This is a genomic window from Streptomyces abyssalis, assembly GCF_001751365.1.
Taxonomy (GTDB): domain Bacteria; phylum Actinomycetota; class Actinomycetes; order Streptomycetales; family Streptomycetaceae; genus Streptomyces; species Streptomyces abyssalis.
This window is the reverse complement of record NZ_LJGT01000037.1, coordinates 637574-652893: the sequence shown is the minus strand read 5'-3', so window position 1 is coordinate 652893 and position 15320 is coordinate 637574. Positions and strand designations below refer to the sequence as shown.

Annotated in this window: 12 protein-coding genes; 6 read left to right on the top strand and 6 right to left on the bottom strand. The window is 70.8% G+C overall.

The features are described from left to right. From AN215_RS06010 to AN215_RS06000, 3 genes are all read right to left on the bottom strand, one after another. A partial coding sequence (locus AN215_RS06010; RefSeq protein ID WP_139140694.1) for a glycosyltransferase occupies positions 1 to 525 on the bottom strand: 525 nt, incomplete at its 3' end. Between the two features lie 267 nt (positions 526 to 792). Beyond that, the gene (locus AN215_RS06005) at positions 793 to 1236 is read right to left on the bottom strand and encodes an SRPBCC family protein (protein ID WP_070009828.1); all 444 of its coding nucleotides are present in this window, start codon (positions 1234 to 1236) and stop codon (positions 793 to 795) included. Between the two features lie 67 nt (positions 1237 to 1303). Next, entirely contained in the window at positions 1304 to 2254 is a 951-nt protein-coding gene (locus AN215_RS06000; protein WP_070009829.1) for a glycerophosphodiester phosphodiesterase, read from the bottom strand. Positions 2255 to 2726: 472 nt separating this feature from the next. Here AN215_RS06000 and AN215_RS05995 point away from each other — a divergent pair, with 472 nt between their 5' ends. Both AN215_RS05995 and AN215_RS05990 read left to right on the top strand, forming a co-directional pair. Next, on the top strand, positions 2727 to 4424 hold the full coding sequence (locus AN215_RS05995; RefSeq protein WP_070009830.1) for an alpha/beta hydrolase: 1698 nt from the start codon (positions 2727 to 2729) through the stop codon (positions 4422 to 4424). A gap of 96 nt (positions 4425 to 4520) precedes the next feature. Next, positions 4521 to 5744, top strand: coding sequence for a CehA/McbA family metallohydrolase (locus tag AN215_RS05990; protein WP_070009831.1), 1224 nt, complete (start codon positions 4521 to 4523; stop codon positions 5742 to 5744). A gap of 142 nt (positions 5745 to 5886) precedes the next feature. Here the strand turns inward: AN215_RS05990 and AN215_RS05985 are convergent, their stop codons facing one another. Then, a complete protein-coding gene (locus AN215_RS05985; protein ID WP_070009871.1) occupies positions 5887 to 6528 on the bottom strand; it encodes a DNA alkylation repair protein in 642 nt (213 codons plus the stop codon). Between the two features lie 201 nt (positions 6529 to 6729). On the opposite strand from AN215_RS05985, the gene AN215_RS05980 reads away from it, so the two are divergent. The 4 genes from AN215_RS05980 (at position 6730) to AN215_RS05965 (ending at position 11111) form a co-directional block, all read left to right on the top strand. Further along, the gene (locus tag AN215_RS05980) at positions 6730 to 7629 is read left to right on the top strand and encodes a metallophosphoesterase family protein (RefSeq protein WP_070009832.1); all 900 of its coding nucleotides are present in this window, start codon (positions 6730 to 6732) and stop codon (positions 7627 to 7629) included. After that, positions 7626 to 8375, top strand: coding sequence for a 4'-phosphopantetheinyl transferase family protein (locus AN215_RS05975; RefSeq protein WP_070009833.1), 750 nt, complete (start codon positions 7626 to 7628; stop codon positions 8373 to 8375). The genes AN215_RS05980 and AN215_RS05975 overlap by 4 nt, the downstream gene beginning before the upstream one ends. Before the next feature lie 118 nt (positions 8376 to 8493). Next, positions 8494 to 10623, top strand: coding sequence for a beta-glucosidase family protein (locus tag AN215_RS05970; RefSeq protein ID WP_079122730.1), 2130 nt, complete (start codon positions 8494 to 8496; stop codon positions 10621 to 10623). 191 nt (positions 10624 to 10814) lie between these two features. Next, positions 10815 to 11111, top strand: coding sequence for a hypothetical protein (locus AN215_RS05965; RefSeq protein ID WP_070009834.1), 297 nt, complete (start codon positions 10815 to 10817; stop codon positions 11109 to 11111). A gap of 175 nt (positions 11112 to 11286) precedes the next feature. Here AN215_RS05965 and AN215_RS05960 read toward each other — a convergent pair whose 3' ends face one another. Both AN215_RS05960 and AN215_RS05955 read right to left on the bottom strand, forming a co-directional pair. Then, the gene (locus AN215_RS05960; protein ID WP_070009835.1) at positions 11287 to 13365 is read right to left on the bottom strand and encodes a LamG domain-containing protein; all 2079 of its coding nucleotides are present in this window, start codon (positions 13363 to 13365) and stop codon (positions 11287 to 11289) included. A 304-nt stretch (positions 13366 to 13669) separates the two neighbouring features. After that, positions 13670 to 15172, bottom strand: a complete 1503-nt coding sequence (locus AN215_RS05955) for a hypothetical protein (RefSeq protein WP_070031116.1) — start codon at positions 15170 to 15172, stop codon at positions 13670 to 13672. Positions 15173 to 15320 lie beyond the last annotated feature (148 nt).

Below are 15320 nucleotides of genomic sequence, written 5' to 3'. Positions count from 1 at the left end.
CCTGCGGTAATCACGCGCGTCGGCCTCCGTCACCGTCGTGACCGCATCCAGCCGCGGATACGTACCACGGAGCATCAGCTTCAGCCGCGCCGGATGCGTGGCAAGCGTCAAATGCTCCTGCCCCACACGCGCCGGACCCCGGCGGGTCTGCCGGGCGATGTGCGCGTTGAGCCCCGGACGCGTGCCGATGACCACATCGGCAGCCGTGGTCCGCAGATCCTCACCGATACGCCGGTCGGTCAGCGGACTGTACTGCGGAAACCGCCCGTCACCACGCGGGAACACCCGCGCCGGCAGGGCATGTTCCGGATCGCCCCCCTCAAAGCCGGAGCTGTGCCGCCGCATATCCACCAACGACCGCAGCCGCACCCGCGGCCCCGGATCGAAGAACGGCCGGTCCCGGTACCGGAAGACCGACACAACCTCCACCTCATGCTGCTCAGCCAACGTCCGCGCCAGATTGAACGTCGTCCGGATCGTTCCCCCCATACCAAACGCACTATTGATCAAAAACGAGATGTGCATTTTCCCGTACCCCCTGGGTGTTGGTCATGTTCAGTCCCCCGCTGGACGTCTTTCACCGGCAGGACGAGGCCGCGTCTGCGCCGGTCGTGCGCAAACGCCCTCATCAAGGCTTTGTTCGGGAAGAGTTGTCGTTCCGCGCATCATCGACGGGAACCCGGTCGCCGGCCGGATGCGGCCGGTGAGCACACGAGTGATCGACGCTCATTCACAGGAGAGCGTCCCGGCGATCGCCACGGGCTCCGGGAACGCGCGGTCTCCGGGCCGTGGTCACCTCTCCAGCTCGGCGGCGAGTCTGGCGAGCATCACGCCGTAGATCCGCTCGAGCCCTTTCGATGAGAAGAACCTCTCGAAAAGGCCGTTGACGCCACCCGCGCTCTGCCAGGTCGTCCGCACACTGACGAGCGCTGCCCCGTCGCCCGAGCCGGGGGTGACTCTCCAGGTGGTGACCATCGAAGAGCCGCGGTCCTTCTCGACGAGTTCGCCCTTGGACGGCTCGCTCACGTCCAGGAGGCAGTCACGCACGCGCTTGCCGTTGCTCTCGAGCGTCCACCGGACCACGGTGCCGGCGCCCCTGCCGCCCTCGCGCACCTCGTACGCGGTCAGCCCCGGCAGCAGCCTCGGCCTTGTTCCGGCGTAGTCGGCGACCGCGCCGAACAGCGCGTCCTGCGTCACCGCGATCTCCCGTCGTGCGGTCGAGACGACCTGAGCCATGTACTCCTCCTGCTGGTTGCAACCGGAAGGTCGCGGGTCTCCGCGGCGACGGCACGGGCCGCCCCCGTCAGCGGTTGCGGCGCAACCAGCTGTTCAGGGCCTCCTGGCCGACGTCGCACCGGTCGGTGAAGATTCCGTCCACCCCGGCGTCCAGGAGGGACGTGTAGGACCCCTGATCGCTCTCGGGCAGACCGGCCTCTTCGAGGCCGTGGGCGTGAACGCTCAGCCCCGCTGAGTGAATCCTGGCCACGGCGCTCGGTGTGATCGCCTTGGCGGCTGGTGCGAGGACGCTTGCGTACTCGCCGACCGCCCGCAGCTCACTGTCGTCGTCGGGCAGTCCTTGCATCAGCCGGGTCCGGTTACGGAACTCGGAGAAGCCGAAGTCGACGAGGTGCTGTGCCTCGAAGGACTCCACGTACACATCCGGCGTGGCCCCGTTCAGCTCGCGGGCCAGCAGCCTTCTCAGGGGAGCGACGGCTCCGGCGTGCTTGGTCTCCACGTAGACCCGTACGCCTTCGGCCTTCGCGTAGTCGAGCAGGCCGGCGAAACGCGGAACCTTCACGTCCGCGGGTGGAGGGGTCACTCCGCCCTGGAGAGAGGAGTCTCCGCCGGTCCCGGTGAGCTGCTCCAGTTTCGCCGCGGGCAGCTCCCAGACGTTCGCGCCGGCGTCCGCGGGGAACCTCTCCTCGACGTCGGTGCTGTCCGCAAGGAGCGCGTCGTGACGGCAGAAGAGCACGCCGTCCGAGGAGGCGAAGACGTCCGCCTCGATGACGATGTCGTCACCGACGGCACGCGCGGCCTTGTAGGCCTGCATCGTGTGCTGCGGCCAGATGTCGCTCAGCCCCCGGTGGGCGATGATCAGGGGTTTCGCCACCTGCCGCACCGCGGCTGCGGGCCGGGCGCCCCTGGCCACGCCGGCACCGAATGCCGAGGCACCGATCAGTGCCGCGATTCCACCGGCGCCGGCTGCGAGCAGCGTGCGCCGGTTGACGTCCCCGTATCTGTGGCTGAGCCCCATGGTCGTTCCTCCCGCCCGTTTTCGTCCTCAGCTCTTCTCTCTCCGCAGGTACGTACGGTTCGAGTCGTGTGCCGGTCCGCGAACTCCCAGGGGCGCGGGAGCCGCACCGCGTCAGGGGGAAGCCGGCCCGGCTCACGCGCCTCCGTGGGAGGTCTGCGCCGGTGGTCCAGAAGGCAGCCGGAGCACGTTCCCCACGTTCCCCCGGCCGTCCCCGTCCGGCCGCCGGAGCAGACAAGGGCCAAGCGTCGCCGCAGGGCGGACCGTGGAACAGAGCATCGGATGCTCAGATTTCGCGCGCCGGGGCCGCACCGACCGAACCGCGTTGAGCACGCGCTACTCATGTACGGCAGGAATTTCCGGCCGATAGCGTCCGGTATCCGCGTGGACAGTGGACATGGGCCTGGCGAGTATTCCTGCTCGCCGAAAATGGGGGAATGCTGCGATGAGAAAAGGACGAGAAACCGCTCAAGGCGTGGGAGGCCGCCGTCTGCTGGCGGGAGTGGTGACCCTGGCGGCTGTGGCCGCCGGCACGGTGGCGGTCTCCACGGCGCACGGCCGGGAACCGGCCGGGGAGGCCGCCGTCGAGGAGCTCAAAGGGCAGAAACCCGACTGGGAACCGTGCTACGAGCCGGACCCGGACGAGAAGGGAGCCTTCGAGACGGGCGTCCAGGACCTCGACCTCGCAGGCCACGGGGATGACTACGCCCGAGCGGAGTGCGCCACGATCGACGCACCGCTCGACTGGTCCGACCCTTCCGGGGAGAGGGCCACGCTCGCGATTTCGCGGCTGAAGGCCGGCGACGCGGAGAAAGCCGGGAAGAAAGGCGTCTTCTACAATCCGGGAGGCCCCGGTATCGCGGGCCGGGTGAAGGCCGTCAAGAACTGGGTCGAGGCAGACTCCACCGGGGTGCCGGACAACATGGACATCGTCGGGTTCGACCCCCGGGGCACCGGCGCGAGCACACCCACGGTGAAGTGCGGCGACCAGTTCGGCTACAGCCCGCTCCTGAAGGACTCGAACCTGGACATGCGGGACCTCGCCTCTCCGGATGCGACGAAGAAGAAGTCCGCACAGGACGCCTACAGGAAGAGCTACGAGCAGTTCGCCCAGGCCTGCAAGGACAACACCGAGGGGCTCCAGTACGTCACGACCCAGCAGACGATCCGCGACATCGACCTGATCCGGGCCGTACTGGGCTACGAGCAGATCAACTGGCTCGGATACTCGGCCGGGACGGCGATGGGCGCGTACTACGCGGCGGCGTTCCCCAACCGCGTCGGCCGGTTCGTACTGGACAGCGTGGTCGACCCGAGGGGCACCTGGGCGCCGGAGACGGCGGTCGACCCGGACGCGGGCAAGTCCGCGCAGGCCAGTCTGGGCAACCTCGCCGCCGACCTGGCCGAGACCGACGTCGCCGCGGACGGCGAAGGCAACGGCAACGGCAACGGCAACGGCGACAGCGGCCTGGGCACGACCAAGGAGCAGGTCCTCAAGACGTACGAGGCCGTACGGGAGACCCTGCCGCGCAAGGTCGGCGGCACAGACCTGTCGAAGTACAAGTTCGACGAGGTGATCCGGCAGGCGATGTACTCGGACACCAAGCACGAGAACCTGGCGAAGCTGTGGCTCGGCCTGCGCGAGGCGGCCAGGAACGGCACCCCCGCCGTGGACGACGCCACGGCCGACGCGTACGAGGCGCTCGATCCCTACTTCACCTTCACCGGGGCCGAGTCCGCGATCCGCTGCCAGGACGCCCAGTGGGCCAGGCAGACCGAGGACGGTGCGCCCGTGGTCGACCGCGCCCTCCAAGTCGCGGAGCAGAACGCCGTCAAGTACCCGTACGCCGGCTGGAAGACGCTCAAGCCCTGCATGTTCTGGGACGCGCCGCAGGGCGAGGCACTGCCCGACGTGGCGAAGGCCGAACTGCCCGGCATGCTGCTGGTCAACTCCAAGGAGGACCACGCCACTTCACTGGGCAGCGCGAAGGGAGCGCTGGAGAAGCTCCAGGGGTCCCGGCTGCTGACCGTCGACGGCGGCAACCACTCGGTCTATCTGTCGGGCAACGCCTGCGTGGACGAGAAGGTCGAGGCGTTCCTGCTCGACGGCAGGCTGCCCGAGGAGGGAACGAACTGCCCTGAGGGCAACTCCTCCGCCACTGACGGCAGTTGACGCGCAGCGCCCGGGAGGTGTTGCGGAGGAGAAGTTCAACCATCCGTCGTGCGCGGGGTACTGACGAGTAGACCACTCTGCGCTCAAATACCCCGCATGACGACTCACGAGCACGACCACCACCGCACACCCAGCCGTCGCTCCATGCTCGCCGGTGCGAGCGGCCTCCTCATCCTCGCCTCGGCCCCGGGCACCGCGAGTGCGGCCGGCACCCGGACCGCGAGATCCTCCGACATACCGGTCAAGCGCACCGGAGCCGCCAGGGCCTCCCGTCTCACGCAGGGCACCACGCTCGTACACGCCGACATGCACAACCACACCGCCATGTCCGACGGCGACGGCGATCCCGAACTCGCGTTCGCCTCGATGCGCGACGCGGGGCTGGACGTCGCCGCCCTCACCGACCACGCCACGCTGCTGTCGATCGAGGGCCTCAGCTCCGAGGAGTGGGACCGTACGGGCCGGCTCGCCGACTCGGCCAACGACCCCGGTGCCTACACCGCCATCCGCGGCTTCGAGTGGTCCCACCCGCTGCAGGGCCACGCCAACGTCTGGTTCACCGACGACTGGGTCGACCTCGGCGGCGCCGGCAGTCCGGGCTCGCTCTACAGCTGGCTGCAGGGCCGCGAGGCCGTCGCCAGCTTCAACCACCCGGGGCGCGAGGCTCAGATGTTCGACAACTTCAGCTTCTCCGCAGGGGTGCTGGAGAAGATGGTCGGCCTGGAGATGTTCAACCGCGGCGACGACTACCTCTTCGACGGCTGGGCCGAATCCGGCCGCTCGCCCCTCGTCGCCTGCCTCAACGCCGGCTGGCGCACCGGCCTGACGGGCGTCACCGACGAGCACGGCACCGACTGGGGCTTCCCCGAGGGCAAGGGCCGCAGCGGGCTGTGGGTCACCGAGAACACCCGCGCGGGCGTCTTCGAGGCGATGCGGGCCCGGCGGTTCTTCGCAACGCGCGTGTCGGGCCTGCGACTTGACGCGATGGCCGGAAGCGTCCAGATGGGCGGAACCCTCGGCCTGGCCTCGGGCGACGTCCAGTTCACCGTCGACCTCGACCGCGGCCCCGAGTGGGAGGGCAAGCCTCTCAACATCCAGGTCCTGCGCCCCGGTTCGGACGCGCCGGCCGTTGTGGACGTCATCGAGACGCAGTCCAACCAGCTGACGACGTTCACCGTGCCGCTGAACGCTGCCGACGGCAACTGGATCGTCCTGCGCGTCTCCGACCCGTCCCAGTCCAACCCCTCCCCGGGGCCCTCGGGTCACCCGTGCAACGACTGGGGCGTGGCGTACTCGAGCCCGTGGTGGCTCCAGGCGTGACCCGCACGGCCGGGTGGTTGACCTCCCCGACGCAAGAAGCACAACGGGGGTCAACCACCCTGCGGGGGCGGGAAGTCGGTGCCCCGCTCAGGCCCGCGGCGTCGTCGTCTGCCGCCGCGGGCTCAGCTGGTGAGACGCGCTCTCAGGCGTGCTGCCGGCGCACCATCTCGGTGATCCAGGTGGGGGCGAACGGGGAAGTGCAGCCCGGCGACGTCGGGTAGTCCTTGAGCACCTCCAGGCGCTCACCGATGCCCATCGCACGGGTGCGGTGCTCGGCGTGCCCGATCCCGATCTGGGCAAGGCAGTGGTTCATCGCCCACTGCAGCCGGTCCGGGGCGTCCTTCATCTCCGCCTCGATGACGTCGAGCAGCCCCGCGAGATCAAGGCCATCGGGCTTCTTCGCCACGCGCTCGGTGGTCAGAGCCCAGCCGGCACTGGCGACCGCGGGATCGGGATCGGCGAACCAGCCCAGGCGCAGCTCCTCGGCGTGCGGGCTCTTCTTCACCACGTAGTTCACGAGCCAGTCGTGGACCTTGGGGGTGCGTGCCTCGCGCAGCATGACGTCCAGCTCGTCTCGCCCGAAAGCCTTCGGGCGGCAGATCAGGATCGCGAGCAGCCGCGCGGCGGTGTCCTCCGTCGCCCAGAGCCGGGAGGCGAGTTCGTGCTGCGTCCGGAGCCGCTTCGCGAGCGCGCGCAGCTTGCCGAGGTTCACGCCGTGATCGTCGCCGTGCCTCTCGTTGACCTCGCGTGCCTTGGGGTCCTCGAGCTGGGCCAGTTCCGCCATCACATCGGCCGTCGTCGTCTCGGTCTGCGTCGTACCGGTCACCTCAGCCTCCTCTCCGTCCGGGTGCGGTTTTCAGCCTATGACGGAAGTCCCTTCTGTCGTACATGCCGGTTCAACGCCCTCTTCCGGGCGGTGTACTGTCCGTCGGTGTGTCCGTCGCGTGTACGACGCGGCACTGAGCCGCGGGGGGAAGGCGTCTCGATGAAGGGCAAGCTGTTCGCCGTCAGTGATCTTCACGTCGCATACGACGAGAACCGTGCGATCACCGACGGGCTGGTTCCCGACAGCGCCGACGACTGGCTCGTCGTCGCGGGCGACGTGGCCGAGCGCCACGAGGACGTCGAGTGGGCGCTGCGGCTGCTGAGCGGGCGCTTCGCCAAGGTGATCTGGACGCCCGGTAACCACGAACTGTGGACGCACCCCCGGGACTTGTGCGACCTGCGGGGCGTGGAGCGCTACCGGAGCCTGGTGGAGCTGTGCCGCGGCCTGGGCGTCGCGACTCCCGAGGACCCCTACCCGGTGTGGCGGGGCGAGGGCGGCCCGGTGACCGTGGCACCGCTGTTCGTCCTCTACGACTACACCTTCCGCGTGCCGGGAGCCGCGACGAAGGAGGAGTCCCTGCGACGGGCCCGCGAAGCAGGCGTGGTGTGCACGGACGAGTACCTGCTGCACCCCGACCCGTATTCCGGCCGGGACGAGTGGTGCAGGGCACGCGTCGCCGAGACCGAGAAGCGGCTCATGGCCCTCGCCCCGGGCGAACGCACCGTCCTCGTCAACCACTTCCCCCTCGTGCGCGAGCCGACGCGCGTGCTGCGCTACCCGGACTTCGCACAGTGGTGCGGCACAGAGCTGACGGCCGGCTGGCACACACGGTTCAACGCCGTCACCGCCGTGTACGGGCATCTGCACATTCCCAGGGTCACCTGGTACGACGGAGTGCGCTTCGAGGAGGTCTCCGTCGGTTACCCGCGCGAGTGGCGGGACCGTCCACCGCGCAGGACCCTGCGCCAGATCCTTCCCCTGCCGTCGCCGGAATCCGGGTCCGCCGCGCAGGCACCGCCGTCCTCCCGGACCGCGGACACCCTCGGGAACGCCCAGTGATCGGGCGGCTGTTGCCCCGGCAGGTGCGCACGGAAGAGAGGTTCGGGAACGGCGACGGCAGCGCGTGCCGCGCTCTCTTCCCCGACGAGGCGGCGGTCGTGGCCAAGGCGGTGCCCAAGCGGCAGCGGGAGTTCGCGGACGTACGGGCATGTGCGAGGGGTGCCCTCGCACAGCTGGGTGTGCCGCCCGTGCCGCTGATACCCGGACACCGTGGCGCTCCCCGCTGGCCCGAGGGCGTCATCGGCAGCATGACCCACTGCGACGGATACCGCGCTGCGGCCGTCGCCCGTGCCGCCGACGCGGCCGGCCTCGGCATCGACGCGGAGCCCGGCGGGCCGCTCCCGGAAGGCGTCCTGGACGTCGTCTCCCTGCCCGCGGAGCGCGAACATCTGGTCGCCCTGGCGGCGGCGCGTCCCGAAGTGTGCTGGGACCGCCTGCTGTTCAGCGCCAAGGAGAGCGTCTTCAAGGCCTGGTATCCGCTCACCGCGCGTGAACTCGACTTCTCCGAGGCGGAGATCGCCATCGACGCGGAAGCCGGCACGTTCTCCGCGCGGCTTCTGGTCGAGGGGCCCGTAGTGGACGGTGAGCGGCTGCGCACCATGACGGGCCGGTGGGAGGCGCAGCGGGGGCTGGTCGTCACGGCTGTCCTCCTCGGCGCCCGCCGGGCCTCCGGTGCCGTGGCCGGTGGGGGCACCGGGACCACCGCGGGCACCCACAGCGCACCGGCGGGGTCCGCCGGGGCCTGACCGGGTGGCCCGCCGCGGCATTTCTTGACAGGTGCATGGGGATAACTAAGGCACGTGGACATCTCCGTGCCAGTCCTCCGTGAGGCCGCTCGAGCGGCGGAAAGGACATGCTGAGGTGATGGGAGCTCCTCGGCCCCTCGTCAGGGTCGCGACGACACTGGTGTGCTGTGCCGCTCTGACCATGCCGGGCCCTGGCCCGCTCTCCGGCCTGGAGACCACCGCATCCGCGGCCACCGCGGGCGCGGAGCACGGCCGTCCGTGGACGGACGGATCGCTCGGCCCCGAGGACCGTGTCGACCTGCTGCTGAAGGCGATGACCCTCGACGAGAAGGTCCGCATGCTGCACGGCGCCCTCGGCTCCCCCGTGCCCACCACCGGCTACATCGCACCGATCCGGCGCCTCGGCGTGCCCGGTGTGACGATGACGGACGGTCCCGCCGGCGTACGCAACGGGCAGAAGGCCACCGAACTCCCCGCCCCCATCGCACAGTCCGCGAGCTTCGACACCGAGGTCGCGCGGCAGTACGGGCGGACACTCGGACGGGAGGCCCGCGCGAGAGGCCAGATGCAGCTCTTCGGACCGGGCACGAACATCCAGCGGGTGCCGGTGAACGGCCGCAACTTCGAGTACTACAGCGAGGATCCCTACCTCTCGGGCACGATCGCGGGCGCCGGCACCACGGGCATCCAGTCGCAGGGCGTCATCGCCACCGTCAAGCACTTCATGGCCAACAACCAGGAGACGGACCGCATGACCGTCTCGGCCGACATCGACGAGCGCACTCTGCACGAGATCTACGGCACGCCCTTCGACCTGGCGATACGTCAGGGCAGGCCGGGCTCGGTGATGTGCTCGTACAACCGCGTCAACACGGTCTACGCCTGTTCCAACGAGCACACCCTGCGCACCATGCTGCGTTCCCGCTTCGGCTTCGACGGATACGTCGTCTCCGACTACCCCTCCACCCACAGGACTTCGGATCTCGTTGCCGGCCTCAACGTCGAACTGCCCCTACCCGTCCACGTCAACTCCCTGACCGTCCGTGCCGCTCGGCTCGCGGGCGCCGTCCCTCAGGACGCGATCGACCAGCGGGTACGGGAAGTGCTGACCGTCATGTTCAGGTTCGGCCTCTTCGAGCGGGACGGCACCAAGACGTCCCCGATCGACGAGGCCGCGGGGAACGCCGCCGCGCAGCGGGTCGCCGAACAGGGGGCCGTCCTGCTCAAGAACGACGACGCGGCCCTCCCGCTGACGGACTCGGCCCGCAGGATCGCCGTCATCGGCTCCGCCGCCGCCGACTCGGCGCAGGGCGGCGGCAGCAGCCAGGTCGACCCGCTCTCGGAGGACACGGCGCTCGACGCGGTCAGGAAGCGCGCGGGCCGCTCGGCTCACGTCACCTACCACGACGGGGCCGATCCGCGAGCCGCGGCCGGGGCGGCGGCGTCGGCAGACGTGGCCCTCGTCTTCGCACACGACGAGGAGGGCGAGGGAGGCGACCGCTCCGGCCTGTCGCTTCCCGGCAGGCAGGACGAACTGATCTCGAAGGTGGCCGCGGCCAACCCGGAGACGGTCGTGGTGCTCCAGACCGGCGGCCCCGTGCTGATGCCCTGGCTGCCCCGGGTCAGGAGCGTCCTGGAGACCTGGTATCCGGGCGCCCGCGGAGGCGCCGCCACCGCGCGCCTGCTGTGGGGCGACGTGAACCCCTCGGGCAAGCTCCCCCAGACCTTCCCCGCACGCGAGAACGAGGTGCCCGCGAACACCAGGGCCCAGTACCCGGGCGTCAATGGCACCGCCCGCTACACGGAAGGGGTCCACGTCGGCTACCGCTGGTACGACAAGACGGGCACCGAGCCTCTCTTCCCCTTCGGGCACGGCCTGTCCTACAGCGGTTTCAGCTACTCGGACCTCCGGCTCGAGAAGAGCTCCGGCGGCCCCGGCGACCCGGTGAGCCTGTCGTTCACCGTCACCAACACCGGGACGCGTGCGGGCTCCGAGGCCGCGCAGGTGTACGTCAGCAAGCCGGACACGGAGGCCGACAGCCCGCCCAGGGAGCTCGCCGGCTACCGGAAGGTGAGCCTGGCGGGCGGCGAGAGCAGGGAGCTGCGGATCGAGGTCGACCCGCGGCAGCTCTCCTACTGGGACACCGGCGCCGACCGGTTCCGCGTACGCCCGGGCGAGTACGGCGTGGCCGTCGGCCCGTCCTCGCGCGAGGTGCCCCTCAGCACCTCGTACGAGGTGACGGAATGACGGGACGCCGGTCGTGCGACGTCAGGCCGCCGGGGTGGTGTTTCAGCAGGCCGTAGCCGCGGGAGCACCCGGTGTGAGTGGCGGGACGCCGGGGTGCCGTGCCGGCGCCGTCGCGGTGAGCACAAGGCCCTCACAGAGTTGAAGGAACCCGGCAGCGCACACGGCAGCGCGGGAACCGTACGCTCGGAAGTATGGCTGATCCGAAGAACTCCGAGCCCGACGCCCTGTACGAGGACGCGAACCAAGGCGTGGAGGACGCGCGCCAGAACGTTCGTGACGCAGCAGCCGGATTGGACAGCAGCCAGCTCGAATCCTCTCTCGACGAGCTGGAGGCCGCTCTGGCCCATCGTGAGGCCGCCCGGCTGCGGTCACAGGACGACGAGTGGCTCCTCACCGCCCTCGGCGCTGCGAACTCGATCGATCCGCAGTTCCACGGCGATCCCTCGGCACGTCGCGACACGGACGACACCGACAAGACGACCCCGTAGCCGAGGCGCCGGGGCCGGCAGGCTCCCCGCAGCGCTCCCCCGTGGGCGAGGGGCCCAGGGCGGGCTGCCCGCACGCTCACCGGGGAGACGGTCCGGCGGCCCCGGCACTCCGTCCGTGGCCTGCGCCGGGCGCGCGTCCGTCGCAGGCCCGGTGGGAGAGCCGCCCCGGCCGAGGTCAGCGGGACTTGCGTGCGAGGGCCCGCGCTTCCGCCGAGGAGACGGGGCGCCCGAAGGCCAGTACGTCGTCGATGGCCCCGTCGACTCCCTGGAAGAACTCGTTGTCCAGGAGCCCCCGGCCCACGGCGAAGTTCCCTTCCGAGTCGAAGTCGTCCTCCCGCTCGACGGTTTCGCCGAGCCGGCCGTCGACGTAGAGCCGGACCTCGTCGTCGGCGTCGTCGTAGACGCCCGTCAGATGCGTCCACTCGCCCGCTCGGGGCCGGGAACCGGAGACGGCCTCGTCGGCGTCCGCGTCCTCGTCGTCGGTGTCCTCCTCCGGGATCCGCATCTCCCACTGGGACTCGTCCGCGTCGTACTGGAGCATGAAGCCGCTGGACTCCGACGCGTCCTGGCTCACCACCGTCTGCGAGACGTCGGTGCGGTCCAGCTTGACCCGTGCCGACACCGAGAAGCTGCCGCTCGTGTCGACCAGGGGGCCTCGCGACCCCACGAACTGGTCCCCGTCGAAGGCCAGCGCCCCGCCCTTCACGGGACTCGGACGGGACGTGCCGAAGAGGGTGCCCTCCTTGCTGTTGTCCGAGCTGTCGGGCGTCGTGCCGTCGCCGTCGACCTCGTTGAACAGCCACTCCACCGTCGCGTCGGCGCCGACGGACGGCTCGGACGGCGGCTTCGTGCTGGGCTTCGGCGGCGCGGGCCTGGTCTTGCCCGCCGTGGGGGACGCCGACGCCGTGGGCTTCGTACGGGAAGGGCTGGGGGCCTTCGAGGACGGTGTGGCCTCGGCCGGCGGCGCCGGTGCCGGTGCGGATTCCTTGCTCTGCGGCTCTCCCCCGTTGTTGAAGTCCCCTGCGAACGCGAAGGCGGCGGCCACGGCGCAGACACCGGCGACCGCCGACCCTCTCACGACCAGGTCGGCGCGTCTGCGCCCCTTCGCACGTCCACGGGTGCCCCCCGCGCCGACGGCGGCGTGCCGGCCCCTCCCGGCCGAAGAGCCGCCGGTCCGGTGGCTTTCCCCCGCGAGACGGCCGGGCGCCGGGCCCCCGGATGGCCGGCCTCCCGCCGGCAGAGCGGCGGCGGGCAGACGTGCGGGCGGCAGGCCGGCAGGCGGGCCCATGCCCGGCGGGCTCGGCATGGCCGGCATCTCGGAGCCCGGAACCCCAGGCATGTCCCAGCCCGGCACAGCCGGTATGTCCCAGCCCGGCACCCCGGGTGCGTCCGGACCGGGCACACCGGGTGTGTGCGGGCCGGGCACACCGGAGCCGGACATGACGGTCTCCTGGGTGAAGCCCTCGTTCGCAGCGCGAGCGGCGTGCTCGAGGCCGCCCCACGGCAGCAGCGCCTGCGCCACCAGCGCGCCGCAGTCGTGCCGCACCCGCCCCAGGTCGGCGACCGCCTGGGAGCAGCGGGGGCACCGCTCCAGGTGCGGCGCGAGGTCCATGGCGATGTCGAGGGATCTCGCGTCCGCGTAGGCCAGCACCAAGTGGTGGAAGAGACGGCACTCGTGGTCCATCCCGTTGCGGAGGAGGTGGACGTACGCGTTGTGGAGCTCGCTCTGCGCATGGCCGGTCAGAACGGAGACGTCACCGGGGCCCATGCTGATCAGGCGGCCGGTCAGCCCGCTGTCGTCGCGCTCGACGGCGCCGTGCCACAGGACCGTCTGGCTGCGGCACGGAAGAACGGCGAAGGCGCGTGCCACGAGTGACGGGCGGCGGAAACCCGCCGTGGCCGTGTTCCCGAGCATCACGGGGCCGTTCGTCTCGATCCACGCGGCCAGTTCCCGGTTCAGCACGGAGCGTTCCTGCCCTCGTGCCCACACTGAGGCCGTGCTCAGCACCGAGGAGAGCGCACAGGGACGCAGGGCACCGCTGACGCTGCCGTTCGCATGCTGCCGCAGCGCCGCCTGCCACGACTGGTATGCCAGTTCGTCGGCGGCGGCCGGGCGTACGGTGCCTGCGGCTGCGAAGGTGCGCACGGCGCGGAAGTGCCGTTGTTCCAGTTCATGGAGCGCGGGGAAGTAGAGCTCTCCCCCTTGCTGCACGAGAGCGAGCAGCTCCGCATCGGACAGTCGTACGCAATCCATTCGTCTCCCCCGATCAACTCCCGGCGGTTCACGGCCTCTCCGTGGCAAGTCGCGAGATCACCGGGTCAGGAGGTCACAAGACGACTGCATCAGGTGGGGGGCTCGACACCGGGTCCTGTGTCGAAGTCATGAGCGGTCGAGTCGTAGTCCAGCGCAAACGAGCCGCGAACGCCATAGCCTGCGCAGCCTGATGCCGAAGTGGGCGGCGCGGGCGAGGGGGTTGGTGATGAGTGGTGGCGGTTCGTCCGTCAGCACCGGCCGGGTCCGCCGCCGGTGCGTCGAAGACGTCCCCCGCCAGGGAGGTTCAGCGGGCGGCACGCTCCGTGGCGGGCAAATGGACCTGATAGCCGCCGAACCGGGACGTGCCGGGAAGCGTCCGGTGTTGCCACCCGCGGGCGAAAGCGGGGGTTTCGGCATCCGGTGGCGCGACGACGGCGACACGTTTCTGCCGTGCGGCCTCTCTCAGCCCTCCGGGGGTGATGCTCGCGTCGGGGCCACCGGTCTGACGGGATGCGCAGCCGGTGTAGAAGGAGAGCTGCACCGCGTGGTCTCCGGACAGCACGCAGGGCGGCCGTACGCCCATGCGTTGCAGACTGGCGGCGGCCTGCGAGAAGTCCCGCCGTGAATCCCTGCTGCCCGCGGCGGTGTTGGCCAGGACGGCGCACTGCACGGCGACATGGCCGGTGAGCGCGACGAGGACGATGCCGGTGCGTGCCCTGCGGAACCGGCCGTCCCTGCCGGCGGCCGCCCACCAGAGGAACTCGGCGGCCGGCAGCGCGAGCAGCGCGTAGGCGGGCAGGAGGAAGCGCGGGGCGGCGTAGTCGATCAGGAACAGATACGGCACCGAGATCACTGCTGCCACGACGGCGGGCACCGCTGCGGCCGCGGCGCGGCGGATACGGGGCGCCGCGGCCACTCCGGCCACGGTCAGCAGTGGCAGGGCCAGCAGCCACAGCGCGGTGGGCGGGTGCCGCCAGGGCACGTCGCAGGGACGGCACAGGGTGCGCCCGTCCATGCTGCGGATCTGGTCGTCCACCGCCATGTGCCATCCCATGCCGCCCTGTATCTCGCTGGCACGGTGCAGCCGCGCCGACAGGCCGCCGTAGCGGACGTACGACTCGATCACCCACTCCGCCGATCCCAGGGCGAGGGCCCCGCCGAGCAGAAGCAGCAGCACGGGCCGGCGCCATCGGCGCACGGCCAGACTCACGGCGGTCAGCGCGAGCACGAGCCACAGCGCGTCCGGTGGGCGCATGAGCGCCACGAGCACGACGGAGAGGGCCAGACCTGCGAGGGCGCGACGGTCGGTACGGTCCCGCGCGGCGCGGACGAAGCATCCGGCGGCCGCGAGGGTGCCGAAGGCGCTCCAGAGGTTGGGCATCACCGTGGGGCCGTAGAACAGCGTGACCCACAGGCTCGCGAACAGTGCGCCCGCCGTGAAGAGGATGCGAGTCGGGAGCAGGGTCCGCCAGACCCAGAGGGCGGCGAAGAGCCCGGCACCGGAAAGCAGCGCCAGGTAGACCCGCACGACGGTGATCGACGAGGTGAGCGCCGCCGCCGGAGCCGCCAGGAAGGAGATTCCACGGGCGCGGGGCGCGCTGAAGAACGCCGCCGGCAACTCCCCGCTGACCTGGCTGAAGTAGACCGTCTCGTCCCAGCCCATGCCGGATCCGGGCACCACCAGGAGCAGCTGGAGGAGGACGAACGAAGCGCTGAGGCCCGCCAGCCACGGAAGAGGCCGCGGGCCCGACGCCGCCGTGCGGAACGCGGATATCGGGGCGGTCCGCTGAACCAGGGCTTCGTGCATGGTGAGACCTCGCACCGTCGAGCCGGGCCCCCTGCTGCCACGGTCCGCGCGAATGACGGCGGCACCAACTCGAGGCGGCCGTTCGAGCGGTATCGCCCGGACGGCAGGGCAGATCAACTGCTCACACAGAGCGATCTGATGAGTGCCT